Genomic DNA, 25722 nt, shown 5'->3' on the forward strand with positions numbered 1-25722 from the left:
ATAACAAAACTGCATACGTGATGAACATGCACTAGGGGAGCTACGTCAAGTGGCTGAGAAGGTTGGACCTGACCCTCAAGACCCGAACTAGGTAATACTAGCGTGGGGAAGTGCAGTGAAGCTTAATCTACCATAAGTGTTACGACACAATAGCTGAACTGCATTCCCACGGGATGCAGTTTTTTTGTTATAAACAGACACTTTATAAGGAGGCGATTCGTCATGACGAATCAACAGTGCAACACAAGTCGTATTGCAGGGGTTCAATTCACGCTCTACCCAATGAGCGACAACTTTGTCGATATTATTTTGTCCGCTCTAGATGAAGTTGACCAATCGAAAGTATGGAAGGAAACCGATGATGTCACAACTTGTGTAAGAGGTAAAATTGTGCATATCTTTGATGTAACAAAGGCTATCTTCTTACACGCCGCTAAAACAGGTGAACATGTTGCCATGACAGGAACTTATTCGATCGGGTGCCCTGGTGATAATGAAGCTGACGTCTATATGGCAGAATCAGATGCACCAGCGAATGCTCCTCAATTAGCCAATGCACCACAACGTGCTGGTTGTAAGTTCGCGATTCATCCACTTGGACGGGAAGACTATATGGACAAAATCTATGAACAAATTGATCTGTCCAAAGCACGTGGCGTGGATGTCAGTGCTGCTCATTATATGACGCGCCTTGATGGTGATGTGCAAGCTATATTTGATGCTATGCAAGATGCGTTCGAATCTGTCCAGCAAGAAGTATCACACACAACAATGACCTTTACTATTTCGGCAAATAGTCCGTCAAATAAATAGGAGGTAAGCCATGACTAAACAATGGAAACTGAAAGAAATTGTGTTGCTGTCGATTTTAGGCGTCGTATTTGCGGTAATCTATCTATTAGCCTTTGGAATCGGCCAAGGACTTGTCAGTGCTCTAACACCTTTTGGCATTGGACCTCTTGGCTATGAATTTATTTATGGCATTTGGTTCATTGTATCGATTATTGCCGCTTATATTATTCGCAAGCCTGGCGCAGCCTTTATGTCAGAATTGATTGCTGGGGTTGTTCAAGTCTTAATTGGAAGTCCAGCTGGCCCACAACTTATAATCAGTGCAGCAGTGCAAGGACTTGGTGCAGAAACTGCTTTTGCTGTGACGAAATGGCGGGATTACCGGACACGTGTGTTACTTTTAGCCGCTGTACTAACAGCGATTGTTAGTTTTGCTTGGCATTACTATTCAGCAGGTTTCTTTGCCTATGAAGCGTGGTTAGTTGGCGTTATGCTGATCACACGCATTATAAGTAGTATGTTAATTATGGCCCTACTTGGTAAATGGATTAGCGATCAATTAGCGAAGACTGGTGTTCTTCGTGGCTACGCGTTAGGAAAGGAGCGTCAACAAAACCGTGAACAAGATGCAGCTTAGTCCCGTCATATCCGTTCACAACTACAGCTTTAGCTACGAGACGTTAGACGAACCACTTCTGAACCAACTAAACTTTACGTTATATGAAAATGAAACAACACTTCTAATCGGTCCAAGTGGATCTGGTAAGTCTAGCCTATCACTTTGTTTAAACGGATTATATCCTGATGCAGTCGAAGGCACTGCATCAGGGGTGATTCGTTTCCGTGGTCAACCTGTTCATGATTTCGAAAAAGGACAGATTAATCAACAAATTGGCATCGTGTTCCAAGACCCCGATAGTCAATTTTGTATGATCACCGTTGAAGATGAACTCGCTTTTACACTCGAAAATATTCAAACTCCGCGTGAAGAGATGGAAGCGCGAATTGATGAGATATTAATGACAATCGGGATGTATGACTATAAGCACGAAGCGATTCATACCCTTTCAGGTGGCCAAAAACAAAAAATCGCCCTAGCTTCTGTGCTATTACTAGAACCAGACGTGCTTATTCTCGATGAACCAACAGCTAACTTAGACCCGATGAGTCAGCTCGAATTTATTCAGTTAATCGAACAATTACAATCAGCTATGCAACTAACGATTCTTTTAATCGAACATCAAGCTGATGATTGGCTCTATTTAATCGACCGTGTTCTAGTATTAAGTCGACAAGGGGAACTAATGGAAGATGGTGAAGTCGAATCTATATTCCAAACGAAACAACAGCAACTAATCGACCATGGTATTTTCATCCCAAAACAATATCTTAACTCACCACCCATTTCAAAACCGATTAATCATTCAAACAACACAGAGCCGTGTTTTACGATGGAAAGCACCTCGTTTTCCAGAAAGAACAAACCAATCTTAAAAAATATTAATCTAACACTGAAAAAAGGTGAAATGACAGCAATTGTCGGTGAAAATGGTGCAGGTAAGTCCACCTTATTACAATTAATGGCAAGGCTCTTACAACCAGAAGCAGGCACCATGACTTTCTTAAACAAGCCACTCACCAAGTGGAAGGAACAGTCATTACGTCAGCATATGGGATTTGTCTTTCAAAATCCCGAACATCAATTTATTACAGATACGACCTACGAAGAAATCGCCTTTAGCATGACATTAAACGGGTATGATGCTGAAACAATCGACACAAGAACTAGAGAATTACTAAGCCATTTTCACTTAATTCATGAACAATCGCAGAATCCTTTCGCCTTAAGTGGTGGTCAAAAACGACGGCTTAGTGTTGCGACTATGTTAGACGAAACGCCTGATCTATTACTGTTTGACGAGCCGACATTTGGTCAGGATGCCCAAACGACTCATGAATTAATGGAGATCATGACCGAAATTCAGCAACAAGGTACAACGATTGTATTCGTTACTCATGATATGGATTTAGTCGATCAGTTTTGTGATTCGGTTTATGTTCTTAATGAACAATCAATACAATATCACGGGCACCCAGCTAAGCTGTGGGAACATGATGAGTTATTAAACCAGGCAAGATTAAGAAAACCATTTCGACTGGAAATGCGGGAGAAAGTTGGTGTTGCTCATGATCTCGGCCATTAACCCCACTGTTAAAGCAATTGCGGTGTTGATTCCTGGTATTTTACTAGGTCTAACATTTGATGTGTTCACACCACTTGTTTATTTAATTTTTATTTTAACTGTGACCTTATTACTGTCAGACATTCCCTTTAAACGATGGATTAAATTTTTCGTTCCGTTCCTTTTATTTATCGCATCGTTTTCTTGGGCACGTTTACTATACACCAGCGAAACATTCCAAAATGGATCCGTGCTGTTTTCATTTTGGACATTCGAAGTAACCACAGGTGGTCTTCTTGTTGCGATTAGTTTGGCATTAAGGTCGCTATGTTTTATTGCCTTGTCACTACTATTTATCATGACAACAGATTCGACGAAATTTATGTTAAGTCTCATGCAACAATTGCGACTCTCACCGAAAATCACGTATGGCGTGTTAGCGGGTTACCGTTTCTTACCGACATTCAAACATGAACTTGAAGTTCTAAGGCAAGCTCATCGCGTTCGTGGAGTGGGTCGGGCAAAAGGCATTCGAGGCCGCATTAGACAATTTAAACGTTACAGCATTCCCTTGCTCGCTAATTCAATTCGTAAAGCTGAACGCGTCGCTAACGCTATGGAATCAAAAGGATTTACAGGGGAACATGATCGAACACATTATCACCAAATGACGGTCACCAAACGAGATTGGCGTTTTCTCGGTATGATGGTTGGCGCCCTATTCTTGGCGTTTGCTGCATCATACTATTTCGGATATTTAAATATTTTCGGTTATCAAGTAAACTAAATAAAATATAATAGTGAACTGTACCATTGTAAAGTCAGTAATTAACCATTGAACGTGACTAATAAAAGGAAATCCTGGTCATTGTCTTATAAGTTCCCAAAAAAATAATTTAGGTCATATTCATTAAGAATATGACCTATTACATAAATTGATTTGAGACCAGTACATCTGTGTTAAATGCCCCAATTAAGATGGTCGAAAATGGATAATAAAGGAGTGATTGATATGTGGAATAAAATATTTTTTTTTAGTACATATGGCCTTTTTGTTCCGATCATTATATTTACAGAACTTTCTATGTTCGAATATTATACGCCGGATTCAAAACGAATAACCATCATATTTTTTATTTATTTTTACTTATCGGCCCCCATTTTTATTGTAGGAGAAAAACTCAATGTATTTAGTCCAGGTCCATCTAAACACAGGATAATTATTAATTCTTTATTACTTGTTTGGGTCGTTGGTTTAATTGTATTCGCTTATTTTATTATGCCAAATGTGGTTGAATTTGATTTATAGGTTGGCATTTACATTCTCCTTCAATTTAATAGTAGTTAATTCTGCATCACATTAAGAGAACTTCCATGTTTTCATGAAGCTTATTTTTTAATGGAGATTATTTAAAGTTCATAAAAAATCAGGCTGCCGAAAAAATGTCGACAACCTGAATCTGGACCACTGCCAGCTTTTATCTTTATTGTCTAATTTCAATCATTCTTAAAACCACATCAGGTGTTTTCGTGATAATCCCATCCACATCGTACTGTAAGACTTGGTTCGCTGTTCGGTCGATATTCGTGGACCAGACCCAAATACCATAACCATCGCGTTTGAGCTCATTCACTAGATCATCTGACAACATGGTTTGATGAACCGTATAAAAATCGACATCTAATCGAGATAAATCCCCTACTGCCGTGAATACAATCTGACCAATTTCAATCTCTTCATTTTCATCTCTTATGGATTGTAAAAACTGATTATTGAACGATTGAACATACGTTTCGCCAATCATTTCTTTTTCTTCAAGCAAGATTGCTAAATTTCGTGCTAAAGCTTCCTCATTTTCATCGGGTTTAACATCTAGTAGTAATTTAACGCCTGCTTCTTGAGCGACCTCAAAAACATCCTCCAATCTAGGAATCGATTCACCCGCAAATTCTTCAGAAAATGAAGAACCAATATCATGAGTCCGTAATTCGTTATAAGTTAAATCACTCACGCGTTCAGGCGCTCCTGCTGTCCGCAGTAAAGTTTTGTCATGGTGTAATACCAATACGTTATCTCGTGTTAATTGCACGTCGACTTCGACCACATTCAAGCCTTGTTCAATGGCTGATTCAACAGCACTCATCGAATTCTCTGGAGCATTCTTTGAGTCCCCTCGGTGCGCCGCCACTTCAACATTCCAATCTAAGTAAACAAGATTGCCGCTTATTGTTTGGTTATAAGCAAATACACCTGTGACATAGACGATGACCAATAATGAGATTAATAATCGTCTACGTCTAAAAAATGAATAAGCTTTGCGCTCAGCAACCGCCAACCTTATACTACGTGATAATTCCAGGTCATCCGTTACTTCTTGTTCTTCTTCATGTTTGTACTGATAGAATAAACGAGTCAACATAATCACATTGACAGGAATTAAAACAAGCGTCGATAAAGTCGCAATAATACTTGTGATCGTCACCAAGTAATGTTCAATTAATTCTCCGATGATCGTCCCCGTCATGACATTCGGAATTAGAGATAGCAAATACAATATGAACGTACTCGCTACAACAATAAGGACATTAATCGATAAAACATTAATTAGAATCGATTTTTGATGACGCTTGGTTAATTTCATGCTGCGTTTGATTGCATGTCGAACATTGTTTTTTTCAATAACAATAAAATGAATCACGAAAATCCAACGCAAAATTATATAAAGAACAAACATTAATATGGAGAAATACACTGCCAACGAAACATAGGATAAAGATAAGTGACCCGAGTATAAAATCGACATATTCAAGTCATAGACAATTTCGTTTAGCGGTGTTCTGATAAATGGCGTGAGTAATAACAGCACTAGAATCAAAGGCAGCACACTAATGCTTAACAATTTTTTCGCTCGTGCAAACCCTGTTATAAGGGCATTAGCCACGGTAATTGGTTTTTTAAAGTATTGTTTCTGAGCAATCACAATAAATACAGCGAATTGTATAAATAATAATATAAAAACGATGAGTCCAACTAATATTAATATCGAGATGCCCGTGTAACTCAGTGCCACTGAGTAAACTTCATTATTAATTAGTGTAGGGGCATCAATATACACAAGAATACGGTTAAAAAAGATCGAAGCCACGGGTACAAAAATAAAGCTCGTCAGTAACATGTAAAAAATAGCAAACGCTAAATGTTGTGGGTATGTTGTTTTAAAGTCATCTAAGCTGCGTTTAAACAAGCGAAACATATGACCCTCCACCTCGACTTATTAATACGTGAAACTTCCCTATTATAGCTTATGCTAAACGATTAGCCCTGCAAACACAATTAAGAAACAATAACATATTTTTAAGTTTTTATGTTGACATTGTCATCTCATTCAATTATGCTATGAATTAAATCTTAAAACGGATTGGCAAAGATGAAGAGAAGTAATTCAGCCTGTCACTTCAGAGAGCTAGTGGTTGCTGTAAACTAGCGTGAACGACTGAACGAATGGACTTCTGAGCCTCCAACCGAACGCTTAATAGGAGTTATTAAGGTTGGCGAATGTCTCATCGTTACAAGAGACGCGTATTAAAGCTTTCACGCTTCGATACGACTAAGTGGACTGCAACGGTAGCAGTCAAACAAGGTGGCACCACGGGTATTCCGTCCTTTTCTATAAGGATAGAATACCCTTTTTTTATGATTAAAATCACTATAGACTAAATCGTTGAGTAAGAGGAGTAGACGATTCGGATTCATGACAGAGAGCTAGCGATGGTGAGATGCTAGCATGATACGATTCGTTGAATGGACTTACGAGAGGTTCTCTGAACTCGAGTATGAGAGCCCGGCATTCCACCGTTAACAGGATAGGGTATCGGAAGGATTATTATTTTCCCCTTTTTAAAACCATTAATCCTTCCCGTACCCGAAATGAAGTGGAGCAAGTGTTAATCACGTGTTCAATAGAGGTGGCACCGCGAGCCGATCGTCCTCTGCATACAGCTGAAGTATGCAGGGGATTTTTTTATACCATAATCAGGAGGTCAATAACCTATGAAATATCGTCACGACGTAATTGAAGGCGACCAAAATACACCTATTTCAATATACTCTAACTTAACAGGAAATCGAAAATTTCTTTTAGAAAGCTCTTTGAAACATGAAGATAATGGCCGTTTTTCATTTATTGGAGCGAATCCATTCTATGAATTTATCGCATACGGTAATCAAATTACAGAAACTGATTTAATCAACGAACAAAGTACAACAACAAGGCAAGATCCATTAATTGCTTTAAATGCCTTAATTGATGAACAGGTCACATTAGATATCGAAATTCCTTTTTTCGCAGGGGGAGTTGGTTATCTGGCTTATGACTTAGGGAAGCAATTCGAATCAATCGGAATTAATCAGCACGATGATGCCAACATGCCCGATGTTCATCTTATGTTTTATGAAAAAGTCGTGGTTTATGATCATTTATTACAAAATATTCATTGTTTCATCTTTGATCGTTGGATTACTGGAGAATCAATTGATTTCGAGACCGAAGCTAACCGCCTATTGCATGATATTCAGTCAGGACAGCCAGAAGATGAAACTGCCTTTACATTAGGTGAGTTTCAGTCCAACTTTTCTCAAGCTAAATATAAACAGTACGTAGATCTAATTAAAGAGAGGATTAAAGCAGGTGATGTCTTTCAAACAGTGTTATCGCAAAGATTGACTGCAACATGCTCAGGTGACGCCTTTCAATTCTATCGACAACTTCGTAAACAAAATCCATCGCCATATATGTATTATATCGATTTTGTAGATTATCAAATAATCGGCGCATCTCCTGAAAGTCTCGTCAAAGCACAAGACAGAACCGTTTCGACCAATCCTATCGCTGGTACAAGGAAAAGAGGTCAAAATCCTGACGAAGACCAGGCACTTGCAGACGAATTGCTCGCAGACGAAAAGGAGATTGCTGAACATCAAATGTTAGTCGATTTAGGTCGTCACGATATTGGCAGAATCGCAAAACCTGGCACCATTACTTTAACCAAATACATGGTGATTGAACGCTATCGATTTGTTATGCATATTGTTTCCGAAGTCAGTGGCCAAATGAATCCTGACATATCATCTCTTGAAGCATTAAAGGCCACTTTACCTGCTGGAACAGTAAGTGGTGCACCGAAGATTAGAGCTATGCAATTATTAAATGACTTAGAGCCAACTAAACGCGGTGCCTACTCAGGTGCTGTAGGTTATTTGAACATTAACGGTAACTTAGATTTTGCCTTAGCGATTCGAACGATGATTATTAAAGACGGTCTAGCACATGTGCAAGCAGGCGCAGGTGTCGTACATGACTCTGATCCCGAAAGCGAGTATCAAGAAACATTAAACAAAGCCAAAGCGCTTATGGAGGTGTTATAAATGATCCTGCTCATCGATCATGACGATTCATTTACGTATAACTTATATCAATATCTAGAAGAACTCGGCGTAACTGTTATCGTAAAACGGCACAACAACATTGATATCACCACAATCAACGAACTTAATCCAACAGCAATCGTCCTATCACCTGGGCCAGGGAAACCTGATGATTACCCGAACACAGGCGAGATCGTTAATGAATATTATCAGTCGATGCCGATCTTAGGCGTCTGTCTAGGTCATCAGATCATTGCCGCTACATTCGGAGCTGAGGTCAAGAAAGCCGATATTATTATGCACGGAAAGAAATCGTTAATTCTTCATAAAGGACACGGTCTTTTCAGTTACCTAAGTCAGCCCTTACATGTCATGCGTTACCATTCACTCGTTGTTGACGAAAAAACCGTCCCTCCCTTTTTCAAACGGCAAGCTATATCGATGGATGACGGTGAATTAATGGCCATCACACATGACAATTACCCATTGTTTGGTATCCAGTTCCATCCTGAATCGATTGGAACAGCAGAAGGCAAACAAGTCTTAGACCGTTTTCTGAATCATACGCGAAAGGAGAATCTTCATGGAACAACTTCAGAAATTAATTAATGGTGAAAAACTAACTCAAAATGAAATGACATCAGTCGCTTATCAACTATTCGACGAACAAACCACCGAAAGTGAAATCGCCTCTGTCCTAACCGCCTTAAAAGTACGCGGTGAATCAGTCGAAGAAATCACAGCCATTGTTGAAGTTCTACGTGACAAAGCCATGCCGATTCAAAAACATTTGGCAGATGTCACAGATAATTGCGGAACAGGTGGTGATGGCGCACACACCTTTAATATTAGCACAACGTCAGCCTTCGTATTAGCTGGCGCTGGGGCGAAAGTTGCTAAACACGGTAACCGTAGCGTTTCAAGCCGTACTGGAAGCGCGGATGTTTTAGAAGAACTCGGGGTTGCGCTCGATTTTACAAGTGATGAAGTCGAGCATTTAATCGAGACGAATGGAATCGCTTTTCTTTTCGCACCTCATGTGCATCATCAATTAAAACGTATTATGCAGGTCCGAAAAGCATTAAACGTACCAACCATTTTTAATCTAATTGGTCCTTTAACAAATCCAGTTGCCTTAGATACGCAATTCCTAGGCGTTTACCGTCGCGATATGTTAATGCAAATGGCAGCTGTCCTACAACGTCTAGGTAGAAAACGTAGCGTTGTCGTTAATGGAGCTGGTCACACTGATGAAGCAACACTTGCAGGCGAAAATCATTTTGTCTTATTAGATGAAGGCGAACTCATTTCATTCACCTTAAGTCCAGAAGATGTTGGTCTAAACACGTATTCAAACGAAGCCATTGTCGGCGGTGATTCGAAAGATAATGCTCGTATATTGCTAGACGTGTTAAATGGCGAGCGTGGTCCTTATTTCGAAACCACCTTATTCAATGCAGGAATCGGATTATTTGCCGCTAATAAAACAAACTCAATCCGCGAAGGAGTCGATCTAGCACGAGAAGCAATCGACTCAGGCAAAGCCTTAGCTAAACTTAATCACCTCACCCATTTCAGTGAGGAGCGTAAACGAAAGGGGATTTCATAATGGATACATTTCTCGACCGGATCTTAGATAAGAAAAGCGAAGAGATTCAAGCACTTTATGACCAGGACATTTTAATAAATCAACCATTACCAGTCTCAACTAAACCGTCATTATATGAAACATTTAAACAGGACGATCAGTTATCAATTATTGCAGAAATCAAACGTGCCTCACCTTCGAAAGGCGATATCAACTTAGGAATCGAGCCACCTGAACAGGCGCGATTATATGAAGAATCAGGTGCTTCGGCGATTTCCGTATTAACAGATGAACCTTACTTTAAAGGGTCAATCGAGGATTTAAATCATGTTCAATCAAAGGTGAACTTACCTGTTTTATGTAAGGATTTCATTCTCGACCCCATTCAATTAAAACGGGCCAAACAAGCAGGAGCGAGCGTTGTCTTATTAATTGCCGCAGCCCTATCACCTGAACGATTACAGTATTTATACGATGAAGCTATTAACCTTGGATTAGAAGTACTGCTTGAAGTACACAATTCAGCAGAATTAAACCTAGCTTTAGCAACAGGAGCTACCATCATTGGTATTAACAACCGCGATCTGACGACATTTCAAGTTGATTTAGACACAACTGAAACACTAATTAACCAAATCGACGACCCAGACATTGTCGTTATTAGCGAAAGCGGCTTTAAAACTTCTGATGATGCCAAACAAGTCGCAGATATAGGGGCAGATGGCATATTAGTCGGAGAATCCTTTATGAAAAGCGATAACGTCTCAGAAGCACTTAGTGAGATGCGTGTCTCAACCACAAGGAGGGTTCAATCATGACTGGGGTAAAAATTTGTGGCATTCGTCAAACAAGTCATGCAGAAGCAGCAGAAACATCGGGAGCTGATATGATTGGGTTCGTCTTTGCTGAGAGCAAACGAAAAGTGTCAATTGAGCAAGCCAAGCATATCGCGTCAACACTGCCAGCATCTATCCAAAAAGTAGGTGTCTTTGTTAATGCATCGAAAGACACTTTAGAACAAACAGCTTATGAAGTTGGCTTAGATTATGTGCAATTACACGGGGATGAACCACCTGAGTTTTGTGAGCAATTGAATGTTCCCTATATTAAATCGTTTCGGATTAATACAGTGGCAGATTTAGAGAAAACCAAGCCATATACGAAAGCGAGTTACTTATTACTCGATAGCGCAAGTGGTCCTTATCAAGGCGGGAATGGCACGACTTTCGATTGGAGTGTTTTAGATCATCTACCATTCGACCGAAGTCAACTGATTCTCGCAGGTGGCCTTAACACACGTAATATTAATCAAGCGATTGAACAAACAACACCAGCGATCGTGGATGTCTCAAGTGGTGTTGAACAAGACGGACAAAAAAGTAATCAATTAATCAAGAATTTTATTAAACTTGTAAAGGAGAGCTAACCATGGAACAATCTCAAGGGTCAAACGGTATGTACGGTCCATATGGTGGCCGCTTCATTCCTGAAACATTAATGGGCGCTGTACAAGAATTAGAAGAATCATACGAGGAAGCGATACAAGACGAAGCTTTTCAAGAGCGTTTACAACAATTACTCAAACAATATGTTGGTCGCGAGAATCCCCTTTATTATGCAGCTAACTTAACCGAAGAAATCGGTGGCGCAAAGATTTATTTAAAACGCGAAGACCTGAATCATACAGGCGCTCATAAAATCAATAACACTATCGGGCAGGCATTACTCACTGAACGAATGGGTAAACGTAAAGTCGTAGCTGAAACAGGTGCTGGTCAGCATGGGGTTGCGACAGCTACAGTCTGTGCCTTGCTTAACTTAGACTGCGTAATCTTCATGGGAGCCGAAGATATGAAGCGTCAGAAACTGAACGTCTTTCGTATGGAATTACTTGGCGCTAAGGTCGAAGCAGTCGAACAAGGAAGTGCAACACTTAAAGATGCCGTGAACGAAGCTCTCCGTTATTGGGTAAGCAACGTCGACGATACCCATTACATTATGGGATCTGTACTAGGGCCTCATCCTTTTCCTAAGATGGTTCGTGACTTTCAAAGTGTGATTGGGCGTGAAACAAAACAACAGCACCTAGACGTGGAAGGTCAATTACCCGATGCCGTCGTCGCTTGTGTCGGTGGTGGGAGTAATGCGATGGGGATGTTCTATCCATTTATCGATGATCACGTCGCCTTATATGGAATTGAAGCTGCGGGTGAAGGCGTTGAAACTGATCACCATGCAGCCACTTTAACAAAAGGATCACCAGGCATTTTGCATGGAGCGATGATGTATTTATTACAAGACGACGCAGGACAAATTCAAGAAGCGAGTTCTATTTCTGCAGGGCTTGATTATCCTGGTGTTGGACCTGAACACAGTTATTTAAAAGATACAGATCGTGTCCAATATCTCGCAGTTACAGATGATGATGCCCTTGAAGCGTTTCAGCTATTATCACGTACAGAAGGGATTATTCCAGCATTAGAAAGTTCGCATGCGGTTGCTGAAGCGGTTAAGATCGCCAAAACAATGAGCCCAGATGAATCATTGGTTATTTGTTTATCTGGACGTGGCGACAAAGACGTCGAAGCTGTTCAAGAGCATTTACAAGGTTAGGAGGCCTATCATGGAAACGATCACGCACGGTAAACAATATATGCAAGCTGTTTTTAATCAAACGCTTGAACAAAATGAAAAAATCTTTGTTCCCTACATCATGGCTGGTGATGGCGGGATTGAATCACTTATGCCTACATTACAGCAGCTCGATCAAGCTGGCGCTACTGCCATTGAAATTGGTATTCCTTTTTCAGATCCAGTAGCTGATGGCCCCACCATTCAAGAAGCTGGTAAACGCGCCCGTGAAACAGGGGTGACTTTACATCAGATCCTTGATAAACTGGCAGAGGAACGCCATTCAATTAAAGCGCCAATTATTGTCATGACCTATCTAAATCCTATATTTCAATTTGGTGTCGATCGCTTTATGGAAGTTGCTCAATCAGCAGGAATTGATGGCCTGATTATTCCCGATTTACCACTCGAACACGAAAGTTTTATTCGAGAGGCAAAAGAACAGCACGGCTTAGCCCTAATCCAACTTGTTTCATTAACAAGTTCCAAAGAACGGATTAAACAAATTGCTGAAGCGTCAGAAGGATTTTTGTATGCTGTGACGGTTAATGGGATTACGGGAGCGCGTCAAACATTCACGGAAGATTTAGCAACCCATTTCGAATTACTCCAAACATATAGTGATGTCCCTGTATTGGCTGGTTTCGGCATATCAACACCAGACCATGTTCAATCCATGACAAAAGTCGCTGACGGTGTAGTCGTTGGAAGTCAGATCATTCAAAGCTTACAAGCCCATGACACTAATCATATCCACGCTTTAATTAATGCAAAAGACAATCAATAGAAAGATGTGACATCCCATGTTAGAGATCATCATCCTCTTTTTCGTCGGAATAAGTGCAACTATCTTAGGAACACTTGCCGGCGGAGGGGGATTAATCAGCTTACCAGCAATGCTTGCACTAGGAATCCCTGTCCATTCAGCTATTGGAGCCAATAAAGTAACTAATTCAATCAGCTCATTCATCATCTTTTTCATGGTATTACGTCATCGGGGCGTAACGCTTAATGAAGGTTTAAAAATCGTACCCATTAGTTTAGCAGGCGGTATAACAGGCGGCTATGTAGCGTCTATTATTCCACCTGATCTAATGTATAAGATTGCAATTGGTCTATTAATCTTTGCGTTTTTATTTTCATTTATTAGTAAAACATCATTTGACGGCACGAATACATTTCGCTTTAAAACACGCGGTACACCACTCTTATATGGGATCGGTATATATGACGGCATGTTCGGTCCAGGTCAAGGTACCCTAATGTTATATGTGTTCTCATACTTGCGCATAGCTTACTACCGAGCGGTTGGCCTAATGCGTGCTGCTACTTTTGCCAGTTGCTTTGGTGCCGCGATCAGTTATATTGCCTCAGGTCATGTGGTTTGGTCCCTCACCTTCACCTTAATCTGCGGTTCATTAATTGGAGCCCAAATTGGTGTGCGCCTAGCTGGCAAACTTAATCCTGACCACATTAAACCACTCTTACGGATCGTAACAGCAATATTAATTGTTTATGTCTTAATCGACAATGTTTGGTTAACCTAAATCCCTTCTTCTTTCCATCTCCTAAAAATAATTGAAAATAATTCTCAATTTCTGTTGACTCTCCACCCACTGGAGAGTTTATTATTCAATATAGATTGATAATCATTATCAATTAAACGAGAATGTCATTAGAAAGTTTGTGTCCTATGAAACAACGCTACTTACTCATTGTACTAGTTTTGTTATCCGTTCTTTCAGTCTTTATCGGCGTAACAAATCTAAACATTAGTGATATCACTAGCCTAACAGACCAACAACAGCAAATTCTTTGGCAAAGCCGGATTCCTCGGTTGATCAGTATTATTATTGCTGGTGCTACGATGGCTGTAGGTGGACTAATTATGCAACAACTAAGCCGAAACAAATTCGTTTCCCCTACTACAGCAGGCACGATGGATTCTGCAAGGCTTGGTATTCTCGTTTCACTTTTAGTATTCACATCAGCCAGCCCTATGCAACAAGCACTTACCGCCATGGTATTCGCCGTTCTGGGCACCATGGTGTTCATGAAAATACTCGATAAAATTAAATTCAAAGATGCTATTTTCATTCCGCTTGTTGGGATTATGTTTGGTAATATCATCGGTTCTATTACGATGTTTTTCGCCTATCAACATGATCTAATTCAAAGCATGTCATCATGGTTACAGGGCGACTTTTCTATGATACTAGCGGGACGTTATGAATTATTATACATAAGCATCCCGCTTCTGGCAGTGGCTTATGGTTATGCGAATAAATTCACGATTGCTGGAATGGGTGAGGATTTCTCAACGAACTTAGGGTTAAATCACAAACAAGTCGTGAACGTTGGTCTGATTATTGTGGCAATATCAACATCTGTTGTCGTTCTAACAGTCGGGCTTATCCCGTTTTTAGGATTGATTATTCCAAATATCGTATCGATTTATCATGGGGATCATTTACGCAAAAACTTGCCCCATACCGCCCTACTTGGTGCCTTATTTGTTCTAGCGTGTGACATTCTCGGTCGCGTCATCATTTACCCTTATGAAATTCCAATCGGCTTGACTGTTGGCGTGATTGGTAGCGGTACATTTATCTATTTATTGTTAAGGAGAAAGGCATATGCATAACCGAACGAAACTGGTCATTCTCGGAATTCTCTCACTCGGGTTAATCGCGATATTCCTTTTCTCAAACTTAGATGAGCATTGGGGTTATGTGCTACCTAGACGGGCAATGAAAATTTTCGCCATCGTTTTAACAGGTAGCGCCATTGCATTTTCAACAGTCATTTTCCAAACAGTCACGAATAATCGCATTTTAACACCAAGTATTATTGGGTTAGATTCACTCTATTTACTCATTCAAACTGGTCTCATCTTCCTGTTTGGCTCAACTCATTCACTTATGAATCAATACGTTAACTTTTTCATTTCAGTTGGATTGATGATTGTCTTTGCATTATTACTCTATCACTTTTTATTTAAGCGTGAGGGTGAAAACATTTATTTCCTTTTATTAGTAGGATTGATTTTCGGAACGTTTTTCAATAGTTTATCAGAGTTTATGCAAGTATTAATCGACCCAAATGAGTTCCAAGTCGTTCAGGATCAAATGTTTGCGAGCTTTAACAATGTAAATACTGACTTATTCTATATCTCATTAATCGGTATGGCAGTTACAACCCTATACTTCTTGAAGTTCGCTAAGTTTTTAGATGTCCTATCACTTGGCAAGGATCAAGCGATCAACCTAGGTGTTGATTATGACCATATCGTAAGACACATTTTTATCATTGTAGCTATTTTAATTTCTATTGCCACTGTCCTTGTTGGCCCGATTACGTTTTTAGGTCTATTAGTTGCTAATGTCGCTTACGAATTCTTAAAAACCTATCGCCATCGTGTGCTGATTTTAGGGGCGATTTTGGTTAGTATCATCGCTTTAGTCGGCGGGCAATTAATTGTTGAACGTGTCTTCACATTTTCAACAACAATCTCAGTCATTATCAACTTCGCTGGCGGTGTGTATTTTATTTATCTTTTATTAAGGGAGAGTCGAGCATGATTGAAGTAAAAGAGCTATCGAAAACATATGGTGACAAACCTGTCGTAAACAATGTCTCGGTCAATATCCAAAAAGGGAAAATTACGTCTTTCATCGGCCCGAACGGTGCAGGCAAAAGCACCTTATTATCAGCCGTTAGCCGACTGATTAAATATGACATTGGCAATATTGATATCGACCACCAATCCATCAGTCAGTGGAAAAACCGGGAATTATCTAAGAAGATGGCGATTTTAAAACAGGCAAATAATATTACCGTTCGACTAACCGTTCGCGAGCTTGTCTCATTTGGTCGTTTCCCTTATTCACAAGGCAACTTAACATCAGAGGACATCGACCACATCAACGAGGCCATCGCCTTTATGGAATTGGAAAACCTAGAGAACCAATATCTAGATGAGTTAAGTGGCGGACAGAAGCAACGGGCTCATATCGCCATGGTTATTGCTCAAGATACGGATTATATCTTGCTCGATGAACCGTTAAATAATTTAGATATGAAGCATGCCGTTCAGATTATGAAAGTTTTACGCCGACTTGTTGATGAGCTTGGGAAAACAGTTGTCATTGTGATTCATGATATAAATTTCGCTTCGTTTTATTCAGACTATATCGTCGCTTTAAAAGAAGGAGAAATTATTAACCAAGGACCAGTCGATGACATTATTGAAGAATCATCACTTAAAGAAATATACGATATGGACATTCCAATCAAGCAACTCGATCGTTGTAAGGTATGTGTGTACTTTGGATAAAAAATTATATGAGGTGATTATGATGAAACGATTCGTATTATTATTAACTTTAGGCGTTATCGCTTTATTTCTAACAGCATGTGGTTCAGCTGATGCTGAGGAAGGAGATAATAGTAGTGAAACCGTAACGATTGAACACGAATTAGGAACAGCAGAAGTAGATAAAAACCCTGAAAACGTTGTTGTCTTTGATTTCGGTATGCTTGATATGCTTGATGCTTTCGACCTGCCTGTTCAAGGTGTCCCGCAAGATAGTTTACCAGACTACCTATCTGATTACGGTAGTGAAGATTACGAGAATGCAGGCGGGTTAAAAGAGCCTGATTTCGAAGCGGTTAATGCAATGGACCCTGACATGATTATCATTTCCGGTCGTCAACAAGATCTATATGAAGATTTTGCAGAGATTGCACCAACGGTTTATGTTGAAACAGATTCAGAGAACTATGTTGATTCCATTGCTCATAACGCTAAAATTATAGGTGACGTCTTTGGCGTTCAAGATCAAGTCGATCAACGTATCAGTGATATAGAAAATCAGGTATCTGAAGTAAATGATCTTGCATCAGATAGCGAAGAAACTGGATTAATCACCTTAGCAACTGGTGGTAAAGTCAGCGCTTATGGCTCAGGTTCCCGCTTCGGTATGATTCATGATGCATTGGGTGTTAAACCTGTTGATGACTCAATCGAAACATCGACACATGGACAAAATATTTCTTTTGAATATATCGTTGAACAGGATCCTGACCATCTCTTTGTAATCGACCGTGATAAAGTCGTTAATGGAGAAGCTGCAGCCAAAGAAACGATTGAAAACGACCTAATTAAAGGAACAACTGCTTATCAAGAAGACCAAATTCACTATCTCGACCCACAGTATTGGTATCTAGCTGACGGTGGTTTACAAGCAGTGGAAAACATGATCGAAGAAGTCCATAACGCATTGCAATAACAATTGAGGTGGCAAGTATGAAAGATCGCTTTACTATTGGCGAAATCGCTAAACTACACAATTTATCAGTTAAAACACTTCGTTATTATGATCAAATCGGCTTATTCAAACCAGCCGAAATTGACCCGAATAACAATTATCGATACTACTCAACAGAGCAGTTTGAACATTTAAACACGATTAATTATTTACGCAGTTTAGGTGTACCTTTAAAAGATATCAAAAAACAATTCGAGGAACGTCAATTAGACGATTTCCTCGAACTATTAAAACGTCACCAAGTAGAGATAGCTCAAAAAATCTCAGAATTACAGCAAATTCATCAACGTGTCGATAACCGGATTAATGAGATAGATCTAGCAAAGCAGTCCAACAATATTCATCAACCATTTATTAGATACTATAATGATCGACATATATTACAATTAAATCATGATATTCAATCCCAGTCAGATTTAGAGCTATCATTACGGAAGATTGAAAACACATCTCATTTAACTTCATCCATTTTTATTGGATCAGTTGGTGTCACTCTGCCAATTGAACGAATAAATCAGATGAAATACAACGCCTATAACTCAGTTTTTATTGCTATAGATGATGAACATATAACGAGTGAACTTAAATCGACATTGCCAGCTGGTAAATATGTTTGTCTATACTGTCAGGATGCACGTATTCATTCGCCGTCATATTATGAATGTTTGTTCGAATATATTAAAAAACATCAATTAACGATTACTGGCGATGCCATTGAACGGACAATTATTGATCAGTTTATGACAAATAATCCAGAAGAATATTTATCTGAAATTCAAATACCTATACTTTAATAATCAATAAAAATGATATTCATCACCAAAAAACGCGAACGATTTACTTAGATAAATCGTTCGCGTTTTATATTAAAATAATAGTTAATAAAATATTCTTTGTCTTCGTCTTTGTCTTGATAATAACCAATAACCAAGTAAGGCCATCAACACACCTACTTGCCATAAAGCTCGTTCGGAGTCCTCCAATAAAATATATGTAACATAATTCATGAGTGATGACCAATCATCTGTGATCGATTCAACCACAACAAACAATAATCCCATTACAACCGAAAGGATGCCAACAACCATTATGACTTTCGCAAAACCTTTCAACACGATTCCCCCATCAATGGATTGTTTATCTCAAAAACGTATTCTCTAAATTATCAGACTTCTAAATCATTGTAGCATAAAATAAAGATATGAACAGAAAATATGATCAATTCGTTTTAAATTTTTTAAAACAAATTCTTTTTGAATAAGATTAACGGGTTATGAGTTATCATTTTGAGATAAGTTTTGTATATACTTCTCAATGGCCTTAAGTAATGGATCAGCTAGCGGTTGTTCTGGTTCTTGATAATTTGAGGTATCTTCTACGCTATTAGCTTGCTTAAGCACGTGATCCATTCCTTCTACCATGACCAATTTAGCCTGATTATTTGCTGCTGCTAATTGCTCAGCATCTTCCTCAAAAACTTGGCGATCATGAGTACCTTGAATAACTAATGATGGAATACTCATTTGAGTCATCAATTCAGCTGGATCATATGACATCCATGACATAAGAAACGGTTGAATCGTTGGTCGAAAGATACTGTATAGCTCACTACTGATCTCTTCTTCCTCTACTAATTCACCTTCTCTTAGTTGGTCTAAGATACTTTGAGCCTCTTCTTCTAGATCTTGAGGTAACTGATTTGATAATTGATCGTTTAAGACATCATCAATCGTACGACCTGCTCCCGCTAAGGAAACAAAACCATCAACTCTCGTTTGCAGTGCTGCTAATTGACCAACAAGCGCTCCTTGGCTATGACCTATTATAATGACTTGCTCATAGTCATCCTTTAAACGTTCCACCCATGCCACTGCATCTTCAGACATACGTTCAATCGTCATTTCTTCTTCTGGTATGGTCGCTTCTTGGTTCTCACCCACGCCTCGCTTACTATAACGTAGACTAGCTGTGCCTTGTTCAGCTAAAGATTCAGCCAATAATTTTAATGTATCCGATTCTGTTCCAGCACTATTTCCATCGCGATTAACTGGTCCTGAACCAGGTATAATTAAAGCCACTCGGTTTGTTTGTTCATTATTAGGTTGTAGTAACTCACCTTTTAAGTCACCAATTTCTGATGAAATCGTTAACCAATTAATATCATCACTCGCTTGTTCAGGTTCAGTCTCAAGTTCGCCGCGCTCTAACTCGAAATCAAATGTATGCCCCTGCTGACTAAATTCACCTGTTAACGTATGATCATGAGGTAAATCACTCACAAATTCCACAAATTGGCCAGGGATATCCATTTTAAAACGAACCTGTTCCTCTTCAAGCTCTAGCTCAGATAATGGGTATTGATTAATCCCTTGCGCAGGAATATCAATAAAACCAACAATTTCTTCGCTCTCGTCATCCTCTTCAAATGTTAGCTGTATTTCCAATGGCATATTCGGCACTTCAATTGCTCCATGCCATTTCCCCAACAATTCATCAAACGTCTGCTCTTCAGTTTCTTGCTCTTCCTCACTTGTACACCCAATTAATACGATGATTAAAGCTAGCCATATCCACTTTCGCATGGGTGCTCCCCTCATTTCTTAATTTAATTAAAAAATAATCACAATGAAAAACCAGACGACCATAATAGTCACGACAACAAATTTAGCTAATGCTCCACTTAGAAAGCCGATTAATGAGCCAAACACAGCACGTAATGCTTCCATCACTTGTCGGTTTTGCATGAGTTCAACAACGAAAACGGCGACTGCTGGTACGATCAGAATTCCAAATGGAGGAATAACGAATGAACCTACAATCACACCAGCCGCAGCTGTCCATTCACCAAGTTTAGAACCGCCATATCGCTTCACAAAATAACTATTCGCAATAATGTCGGCTACAATTAAGACAATCGTCAGTATCGCCATAGATAACCAGAAAACCCATGTAAGCTCGTCTGAATTTACCCCAAATTGATAAACGAAAAAGCCAGCCCACAACACAATTGGTGCTGGAATGACGGGGAAAATAACTCCTGCGTAACTTAGTGCAAATAAAGCAATGATGGCAATCCACCAAATAATATCAAGTATTTCCATATATACCTCGCTCTTTCATCAATAATTCCTTAGTTAAATCGTAATCCAAAGTTTCATGAATTACAATAATAGTGATAGGATTTGGTAAATAATACTGAACATCCTGCTCTAATTAGCTTGTACCAGAGACTAATTAATATTGTGATTGAGACAAAAGTTAATAATACAAAGCTAAACCCGAACGATTAATTGTTCGGGTTTTCTGCTTGAATCACGCTCCATCAAAACACTTCGCTTGCCGCGGGCACGGCTCGAGTCTCCTCAGCCCAAAAACGGGGCTTGCGGGGTCTCGAGACGCGTGCTGTTCCCGCAGGCGTCTACGTATTTTGACTCCGCTTCATAAGTGAATAACTGGTATGATTTTCAAACATTCGTCTTTTGCACAATTGACTATCCTTTTGTCCCATCCTTATTTCATCATGACGTTTCAGTTAAATTAATCGATCGGATTCGCTTCGTATTCGGATGAAAGACCACATCTCCTCTGACAGTCATATCACCTTCTGATGTACCTAATGTGAACAAATACGACTCTTTCAGGTAACCCCCTGATACATTCTCTTCTTCTTGCCACTGACTATTTTTTATTGTGGCTCCTGGATAAGTTTGCCCGAGTACATTCCATAAAACATCACGTAATTGACCGTTTCCGTCTGTTGGAACGACCGCAATTCGAATTGGTATAATTCCCCAATCTAAATTAGCCCCTAAGGCTTCAAACACTTGTCGATGTAAATTCAAGCGATTCTGTGGATAACCTGCTACCGTATCCACCACTTTCACCGTCACTTCTTTACCTGTGTCTTCGAATCTCACATTTAATAATTGACCACAAGTATATGGACTGTCAGTACTAACAGCCGTTGTCATATGATTCATATCCGACCAAGCTAAATTACATTTCGTAACAGGACCACCTTCAGTCCATGTTGCGTCACCACTTATACTTTCGCCTTCATAATTCTGTCTCATCGGTGCATATAGATAAGTGGGTGGGACAAGATATTCTTCATCATTATAATACATAACCATTCCTCCTTCGTGATCTTAAACCATACATTATTCATCATATGTTCTAGACGTCTGAATCGTTTTACTATTTCGTTAAATTGTCATACTTAAGGAAGCTTTTACATTTTCGCTGTCTTGTTTTCGTGGTATAATACAAATGGACGATTAAGAAAGGAAGGGAAGTATAGTGGGTAAAAGAATCTTATTTTTCTTATTAACAAACATTCTCGTATTAACAACGATCGTCATTGTTTGGTCAGTCATCAGATCATTTACAGACATTGGTCCAATGTATAATAACAGTGGTGGCTTAGGCATCGGTTACGTTTCACTAGGTGTATTCAGTATCCTAATCGGTTTCGCCGGTGCATTTATCTCCTTAGCAATGTCCCGTTGGATGGCTAAGAAGATGATGAAGGTACAAGTCCTTGATCCAAATGATAATTTATCGACAGCTGAACGTCAGCTCGTTGAACGCGTTCATCGTCTCTCTCGTTCTGCTGGTTTAATGCATATGCCAGAAGTGGGTATTTATCGTTCACAAGAAGTGAACGCATTTGCAACAGGGCCATCGAAGAAAAAATCACTTGTTGCTGTTTCATCTGGACTACTCAATTCAATGGATGACGACGCCGTTGAAGGTGTGTTAGCACACGAAGTGGCACACGTTTCGAATGGTGACATGGTCACGATGACATTATTACAAGGTGTCATTAACACCTTTGTCGTCTTCTTATCACGTATTGCTGCATCGATTGTATCGAACTTCGTAAGCGAAGAAATGCGTTTCATCGTGCACATTGGTTCGATTATCGTTTTCCAAATCTTATTCTCGATTTTAGGCAGTATGGTCGTCATGGCGTACTCACGTCACCGCGAATTCCACGCTGACCGCGGCGGTGCCGACTTAGCCGGTAAAGATAAGATGCAACACGCACTGCAATCACTGAAAAACACAGTGAACAATGCAAAAGACAACACGAATGATGATGCGATCCAAACAATGAAAATTAATAATAAAGGCGGATTCATGAAATTACTTTCATCTCACCCTGATATGGATGAACGTATCCGCCGTTTAGAACAAAAATAAAACAGGTTAGTCTCATAGCGAGGCTAACCTGTTTTATTTATAGTGATTTAATTTGAGCCAGCTTAAATAATTCATTTAGCATTTTTTGATAATTATTAACCTCTACCTCTGGTACTTGTAAGTTACCATCTTCATCGATCAAATCAAGTACACCACTGATCATCACACGAGGCTGAGCTGGAACTTGAATCCCTAAATGGCTCAATACTTCTCTAAGATGTAATTGCGCTTGCATCGTACCACTTTGACCAGGTGTGCAACCGACAATGCCAGCCACTTTTCCATAGATTGAATTGTCGCCTCCTGGGCGTGTCATCCAATCAATCGCATTCTTTAGGTTCCCTGGAAATGAACCATTGTATTGAGGCGTCGCAATAAGCAATATATCGGCGCGTTCAACCTGATCCTTCATTCGTTGAACGGGTTCAGGGACAGGTTTTTCAATATCCTGGCTGAACACTGGCACATCTTCATATTCTAAAGATTCATACTCCACATAATCCGGAAACATTGTTTTAGCTAAATCTAGTAACCTTTTATTTGAAGAGTCTTCGCGCAGACTACCACATATACCTACGACTTTTAAGTTGCGTTCCATAATTTGAGTCACTCCTAAGCTATTTAATTCACCACATCCATCATAACGATTCACAAGAATATTCTCAAATTAAAAGAAGGGGTCACTCCCCCTTCTTAGTGTGCATTTAATTGGTCAATAAACTGCCAAGCCGCTTCAAAATCGTCAGCTGTGTAGTTTTGTTGACTCTTAACGGTTTGCACTTTTTCTTCGATTTCATCCTTTGAGAAATCCTCAAAGTAAAGCATGGTCGAGACTAATTCAAGAAATTTCGAACTATGTTCATCCATTTCTTCAATTAGAGTTGTCATATTCTCTGGTCTTAAATCTGATTGCTCTAAAAAGTGAACGCCTCGGTCCGTTAGTTGATAACGATATTGATAATAGCCTTTTTCTTTTTCGCGTTCTTCTTCGATGAATCCTAAATTGCATAACTCTTCTATTCGTGTCGATAACTCTTCAGAATATGGACCATAAAAATGAAAAGTATAACGTTCTGAAAAATCAAAGCCACTTTTCTTCAGAATATAAACCATCTTTTGCAGTCGTTTACGTCCGACAATTTCATCTGCCTGTTCAAAAAACGCCATCAACTTTGCATGATCCTCTAACATGAGCACAACTCCTTACCCTTTTAAAATGTCATATATCCGCTGTTTACTAACATCGTCATCTGGCAATTGATCAATTAAATCCTTCGCAAAATACAACTTATGGTCGGTTCGTTTTTTACCGGAAATGGATTCAACAATTTCAGATTGCCTAGAGAGTTCCTTCAATTCACCTGAAGGTAACTGTAAATGAATCGGCAAGCGCTCTTCCTCTTCACCAGGGCGATAAAAGTCATATGGTAAATCAGAAGAGGAATCAACCTCTAAATAATAAGTTGGATCAACACCTGCTTGAATGAAACTTTCTTTTAGCTCGATTAATTGTTGATACTGATCAGCTGGATCAAATTCTATATATTTAAATAAGTCACGATCAACAAATCGGCGACATAAATCCGCTAAAATCTCGTCATCTTCCTCCTGCCAAATATGAAAGTAATAAAACACCACATTTTCATCCAGTTTCAAATAATCATCTAAGGTCACTTCTTGCTCGAAGAAACTTTCAAAATGGCGAGGTTTTAATTTAAACTGAAAATCATCAGCAAAATACAATTCTTTAGCACGATGTAAGATTTTCGATAAGATCACTTCTGCACTTCGAGTCACAGGATGGAAATACACTTGCCAGTACATTTGATAACGACTCATAATATAGTCTTCTACGGCATGCATTCCACTTTCTTTAATTACCATTTGATCTTCCTTCGGTCGCATGACACGAAGAATTCTTTCCATATCAAAATGTCCATAACTAACGCCAGTGAAATACGCATCACGCTGAAGATAGTCCATTCGGTCCGCATCAATTTGGCTCGAAATCAAACTCACAACCAACTTATTAGAATACGTCTTATGTATAACATCAGCGACATCTTGCGGAAATTGCGGGTCAACACGTTTTAAAATAGCATTAATTTGCGTATCACCTAAGATAATTTTCCGCGTGAAATCTTCATGATCTAAATCGAAAACTTTCTCAAATGAATGGGAAAAAGGGCCATGGCCTAAGTCATGTAAAAGCGCCGCACACAAACATAACAACCGCTCATCATCGTTCCAAAATGGTTCTTCACGGAAGTTCTCTATAATCCGTCTCACAATCTCATAAACTCCTAATGAATGATTAAAGCGACTATGTTCAGCGCCATGAAAGGTCAAATAAGTCGTTCCGAGTTGTTTAATACGTCTGAGTCGTTGAAATTCACGTGCGCCAATAAGATCCCAAATGACGCGATCACGGACATGAATATAACGATGGACAGGATCTTTAAATACTTTTTCTTCGTCTAATTTTTCATCACGATATGCCATTTTCCCCGACCTTTCTTTTCACAACTCTTATTTCGTTTTCTCTAGTCATATTATAGCTTGTTTCGA

General features: G+C 39.3%; 26 protein-coding genes, 1 riboswitch and 2 other annotated features. Of the genes, 18 read left to right on the top strand and 8 right to left on the bottom strand.

Going from position 1 to position 25722, the window contains the following annotated elements; all coding sequences use genetic code 11:
* Positions 1–23 precede the first annotated feature (23 nt).
* Positions 24–126: riboswitch (TPP riboswitch) on the top strand.
* Positions 127–222: 96 nt separating this feature from the next.
* From FHR85_RS07070 to FHR85_RS07085, 4 genes are read left to right on the top strand one after another with little or no spacing between them, the layout of a single operon-like run.
* Entirely contained in the window at positions 223–813 is a 591-nt protein-coding gene (locus FHR85_RS07070; protein WP_167262170.1) for a YkoF family thiamine/hydroxymethylpyrimidine-binding protein, read from the top strand.
* A gap of 10 nt (positions 814–823) precedes the next feature.
* Positions 824–1429, top strand: coding sequence for an ECF transporter S component (locus tag FHR85_RS07075; protein WP_167262171.1), 606 nt, complete (start codon positions 824–826; stop codon positions 1427–1429).
* Positions 1419–2996 (top strand): ABC transporter ATP-binding protein, encoded by a 1578-nt coding sequence (locus FHR85_RS07080; RefSeq protein WP_208379634.1) that lies wholly within the window; start codon positions 1419–1421, stop codon positions 2994–2996. The genes FHR85_RS07075 and FHR85_RS07080 overlap by 11 nt, the downstream gene beginning before the upstream one ends.
* Positions 2980–3762, top strand: coding sequence for an energy-coupling factor transporter transmembrane component T family protein (locus FHR85_RS07085; RefSeq protein WP_167262228.1), 783 nt, complete (start codon positions 2980–2982; stop codon positions 3760–3762). Before FHR85_RS07080 ends, FHR85_RS07085 begins: the two co-directional genes overlap by 17 nt.
* A gap of 697 nt (positions 3763–4459) precedes the next feature.
* Here the strand turns inward: FHR85_RS07085 and FHR85_RS07090 are convergent.
* Complete coding sequence (locus FHR85_RS07090) at positions 4460–6229, bottom strand: glycerophosphodiester phosphodiesterase family protein (RefSeq protein ID WP_167262173.1); 1770 nt, start codon at positions 6227–6229, stop codon at positions 4460–4462.
* Positions 6230–6391: 162 nt separating this feature from the next.
* Positions 6392–6644: a binding site (T-box leader), on the top strand.
* Between the two features lie 44 nt (positions 6645–6688).
* Positions 6689–6969: a binding site (T-box leader), on the top strand.
* 57 nt (positions 6970–7026) lie between these two features.
* On the opposite strand from FHR85_RS07090, the gene trpE reads away from it, so the two are divergent.
* The 13 genes from trpE to FHR85_RS07155 all read left to right on the top strand — a co-directional run bounded on the left by trpE (position 7027) and on the right by FHR85_RS07155 (position 18743).
* A complete protein-coding gene (trpE, locus tag FHR85_RS07095; RefSeq protein WP_167262174.1) occupies positions 7027–8400 on the top strand; it encodes an anthranilate synthase component I in 1374 nt (457 codons plus the stop codon).
* A complete protein-coding gene (locus tag FHR85_RS07100; RefSeq protein ID WP_167262175.1) occupies positions 8401–9009 on the top strand; it encodes an anthranilate synthase component II in 609 nt (202 codons plus the stop codon). It abuts the gene before it with no gap.
* Positions 8984–10009, top strand: coding sequence for an anthranilate phosphoribosyltransferase (gene trpD / locus FHR85_RS07105; protein ID WP_167262176.1), 1026 nt, complete (start codon positions 8984–8986; stop codon positions 10007–10009). The genes FHR85_RS07100 and trpD overlap by 26 nt, the downstream gene beginning before the upstream one ends.
* Positions 10009–10806, top strand: coding sequence for an indole-3-glycerol phosphate synthase TrpC (gene trpC, locus FHR85_RS07110; protein WP_167262177.1), 798 nt, complete (start codon positions 10009–10011; stop codon positions 10804–10806). Before trpD ends, trpC begins: the two co-directional genes overlap by 1 nt.
* Entirely contained in the window at positions 10803–11414 is a 612-nt protein-coding gene (locus FHR85_RS07115) for a phosphoribosylanthranilate isomerase (RefSeq protein ID WP_167262178.1), read from the top strand. The genes trpC and FHR85_RS07115 overlap by 4 nt, the downstream gene beginning before the upstream one ends.
* Before the next feature lie 2 nt (positions 11415–11416).
* Complete coding sequence (gene trpB / locus FHR85_RS07120) at positions 11417–12601, top strand: tryptophan synthase subunit beta (RefSeq protein ID WP_167262179.1); 1185 nt, start codon at positions 11417–11419, stop codon at positions 12599–12601.
* A gap of 10 nt (positions 12602–12611) precedes the next feature.
* Positions 12612–13406 (top strand): tryptophan synthase subunit alpha, encoded by a 795-nt coding sequence (trpA, locus tag FHR85_RS07125; RefSeq protein ID WP_243864188.1) that lies wholly within the window; start codon positions 12612–12614, stop codon positions 13404–13406.
* A gap of 16 nt (positions 13407–13422) precedes the next feature.
* Positions 13423–14166 (top strand): sulfite exporter TauE/SafE family protein, encoded by a 744-nt coding sequence (locus FHR85_RS07130; protein ID WP_167262180.1) that lies wholly within the window; start codon positions 13423–13425, stop codon positions 14164–14166.
* 146 nt (positions 14167–14312) lie between these two features.
* Positions 14313–15263 (top strand): ABC transporter permease, encoded by a 951-nt coding sequence (locus FHR85_RS07135; protein WP_167262181.1) that lies wholly within the window; start codon positions 14313–14315, stop codon positions 15261–15263.
* Positions 15256–16200, top strand: coding sequence for an iron chelate uptake ABC transporter family permease subunit (locus FHR85_RS07140; protein WP_167262182.1), 945 nt, complete (start codon positions 15256–15258; stop codon positions 16198–16200). The genes FHR85_RS07135 and FHR85_RS07140 overlap by 8 nt, the downstream gene beginning before the upstream one ends.
* On the top strand, positions 16197–16955 hold the full coding sequence (locus tag FHR85_RS07145) for an iron ABC transporter ATP-binding protein (RefSeq protein ID WP_167262183.1): 759 nt from the start codon (positions 16197–16199) through the stop codon (positions 16953–16955). The genes FHR85_RS07140 and FHR85_RS07145 overlap by 4 nt, the downstream gene beginning before the upstream one ends.
* A gap of 22 nt (positions 16956–16977) precedes the next feature.
* On the top strand, positions 16978–17910 hold the full coding sequence (locus FHR85_RS07150; RefSeq protein WP_167262184.1) for a siderophore ABC transporter substrate-binding protein: 933 nt from the start codon (positions 16978–16980) through the stop codon (positions 17908–17910).
* 17 nt (positions 17911–17927) lie between these two features.
* Positions 17928–18743 carry a MerR family transcriptional regulator gene (locus FHR85_RS07155; protein WP_167262185.1) on the top strand — a complete coding sequence of 272 codons (816 nt, stop codon included), beginning with the start codon at positions 17928–17930 and terminating at the stop codon, positions 18741–18743.
* An 84-nt stretch (positions 18744–18827) separates the two neighbouring features.
* On the opposite strand, the gene FHR85_RS07160 is transcribed toward FHR85_RS07155, so the two are convergent.
* From FHR85_RS07160 to FHR85_RS07175, 4 genes are all read right to left on the bottom strand, one after another.
* Positions 18828–19061, bottom strand: coding sequence for a hypothetical protein (locus FHR85_RS07160; RefSeq protein WP_167262186.1), 234 nt, complete (start codon positions 19059–19061; stop codon positions 18828–18830).
* Between the two features lie 159 nt (positions 19062–19220).
* On the bottom strand, positions 19221–20531 hold the full coding sequence (locus FHR85_RS07165; RefSeq protein ID WP_167262187.1) for an alpha/beta hydrolase: 1311 nt from the start codon (positions 20529–20531) through the stop codon (positions 19221–19223).
* 27 nt (positions 20532–20558) lie between these two features.
* The gene (locus FHR85_RS07170; protein WP_167262188.1) at positions 20559–21050 is read right to left on the bottom strand and encodes a DUF456 domain-containing protein; all 492 of its coding nucleotides are present in this window, start codon (positions 21048–21050) and stop codon (positions 20559–20561) included.
* 417 nt (positions 21051–21467) lie between these two features.
* Positions 21468–22076 carry an RlpA-like double-psi beta-barrel domain-containing protein gene (locus FHR85_RS07175; protein WP_167262189.1) on the bottom strand — a complete coding sequence of 203 codons (609 nt, stop codon included), beginning with the start codon at positions 22074–22076 and terminating at the stop codon, positions 21468–21470.
* A 172-nt stretch (positions 22077–22248) separates the two neighbouring features.
* Here FHR85_RS07175 and htpX point away from each other — a divergent pair, with 172 nt between their 5' ends.
* Positions 22249–23154 carry a protease HtpX gene (gene htpX, locus FHR85_RS07180; protein ID WP_167262190.1) on the top strand — a complete coding sequence of 302 codons (906 nt, stop codon included), beginning with the start codon at positions 22249–22251 and terminating at the stop codon, positions 23152–23154.
* Positions 23155–23191: 37 nt separating this feature from the next.
* On the opposite strand, the gene FHR85_RS07185 is transcribed toward htpX, so the two are convergent.
* The 3 genes from FHR85_RS07185 to FHR85_RS07195 all read right to left on the bottom strand — a co-directional run bounded on the left by FHR85_RS07185 (position 23192) and on the right by FHR85_RS07195 (position 25656).
* Positions 23192–23752, bottom strand: a complete 561-nt coding sequence (locus tag FHR85_RS07185; protein WP_167262191.1) for an NADPH-dependent FMN reductase — start codon at positions 23750–23752, stop codon at positions 23192–23194.
* Between the two features lie 95 nt (positions 23753–23847).
* Positions 23848–24345 carry a YwgA family protein gene (locus FHR85_RS07190; protein WP_167262192.1) on the bottom strand — a complete coding sequence of 166 codons (498 nt, stop codon included), beginning with the start codon at positions 24343–24345 and terminating at the stop codon, positions 23848–23850.
* Between the two features lie 12 nt (positions 24346–24357).
* On the bottom strand, positions 24358–25656 hold the full coding sequence (locus FHR85_RS07195) for an HD domain-containing protein (protein ID WP_167262193.1): 1299 nt from the start codon (positions 25654–25656) through the stop codon (positions 24358–24360).
* Positions 25657–25722 lie beyond the last annotated feature (66 nt).

The sequence above is a fragment of the Alkalibacillus almallahensis genome, from assembly GCF_011761495.1.
Taxonomy (GTDB): Bacteria; Bacillota; Bacilli; order Bacillales; family Alkalibacillaceae; genus Alkalibacillus; species Alkalibacillus almallahensis.

Excerpts from the sequence above, each read along its gene's own strand:
- FHR85_RS07070 (WP_167262170.1), top strand. The coding sequence starts at position 223 with ATGACGAATCAACAGTGCAACACAAGTCGTATTGCAGGGGTTCAATTC.
- FHR85_RS07075 (WP_167262171.1), top strand. The coding sequence starts at position 824 with ATGACTAAACAATGGAAACTGAAAGAAATTGTGTTGCTGTCGATTTTA.
- FHR85_RS07080 (WP_208379634.1), top strand. The coding sequence starts at position 1,419 with ATGCAGCTTAGTCCCGTCATATCCGTTCACAACTACAGCTTTAGCTAC.
- FHR85_RS07085 (WP_167262228.1), top strand. The coding sequence starts at position 2,980 with ATGATCTCGGCCATTAACCCCACTGTTAAAGCAATTGCGGTGTTGATT.
- FHR85_RS07090 (WP_167262173.1), bottom strand. The coding sequence starts at position 6,229 with ATGTTTCGCTTGTTTAAACGCAGCTTAGATGACTTTAAAACAACATAC.
- trpE (WP_167262174.1), top strand. The coding sequence starts at position 7,027 with ATGAAATATCGTCACGACGTAATTGAAGGCGACCAAAATACACCTATT.
- FHR85_RS07100 (WP_167262175.1), top strand. The coding sequence starts at position 8,401 with ATGATCCTGCTCATCGATCATGACGATTCATTTACGTATAACTTATAT.
- trpD (WP_167262176.1), top strand. The coding sequence starts at position 8,984 with ATGGAACAACTTCAGAAATTAATTAATGGTGAAAAACTAACTCAAAAT.
- trpC (WP_167262177.1), top strand. The coding sequence starts at position 10,009 with ATGGATACATTTCTCGACCGGATCTTAGATAAGAAAAGCGAAGAGATT.
- FHR85_RS07115 (WP_167262178.1), top strand. The coding sequence starts at position 10,803 with ATGACTGGGGTAAAAATTTGTGGCATTCGTCAAACAAGTCATGCAGAA.
- trpB (WP_167262179.1), top strand. The coding sequence starts at position 11,417 with ATGGAACAATCTCAAGGGTCAAACGGTATGTACGGTCCATATGGTGGC.
- trpA (WP_243864188.1), top strand. The coding sequence starts at position 12,612 with ATGGAAACGATCACGCACGGTAAACAATATATGCAAGCTGTTTTTAAT.
- FHR85_RS07130 (WP_167262180.1), top strand. The coding sequence starts at position 13,423 with ATGTTAGAGATCATCATCCTCTTTTTCGTCGGAATAAGTGCAACTATC.
- FHR85_RS07135 (WP_167262181.1), top strand. The coding sequence starts at position 14,313 with ATGAAACAACGCTACTTACTCATTGTACTAGTTTTGTTATCCGTTCTT.
- FHR85_RS07140 (WP_167262182.1), top strand. The coding sequence starts at position 15,256 with ATGCATAACCGAACGAAACTGGTCATTCTCGGAATTCTCTCACTCGGG.
- FHR85_RS07145 (WP_167262183.1), top strand. The coding sequence starts at position 16,197 with ATGATTGAAGTAAAAGAGCTATCGAAAACATATGGTGACAAACCTGTC.
- FHR85_RS07150 (WP_167262184.1), top strand. The coding sequence starts at position 16,978 with ATGAAACGATTCGTATTATTATTAACTTTAGGCGTTATCGCTTTATTT.
- FHR85_RS07155 (WP_167262185.1), top strand. The coding sequence starts at position 17,928 with ATGAAAGATCGCTTTACTATTGGCGAAATCGCTAAACTACACAATTTA.
- FHR85_RS07165 (WP_167262187.1), bottom strand. The coding sequence starts at position 20,531 with ATGCGAAAGTGGATATGGCTAGCTTTAATCATCGTATTAATTGGGTGT.
- FHR85_RS07170 (WP_167262188.1), bottom strand. The coding sequence starts at position 21,050 with ATGGAAATACTTGATATTATTTGGTGGATTGCCATCATTGCTTTATTT.
- FHR85_RS07175 (WP_167262189.1), bottom strand. The coding sequence starts at position 22,076 with ATGTATTATAATGATGAAGAATATCTTGTCCCACCCACTTATCTATAT.
- FHR85_RS07185 (WP_167262191.1), bottom strand. The coding sequence starts at position 23,752 with ATGGAACGCAACTTAAAAGTCGTAGGTATATGTGGTAGTCTGCGCGAA.
- FHR85_RS07190 (WP_167262192.1), bottom strand. The coding sequence starts at position 24,345 with ATGTTAGAGGATCATGCAAAGTTGATGGCGTTTTTTGAACAGGCAGAT.
- FHR85_RS07195 (WP_167262193.1), bottom strand. The coding sequence starts at position 25,656 with ATGGCATATCGTGATGAAAAATTAGACGAAGAAAAAGTATTTAAAGAT.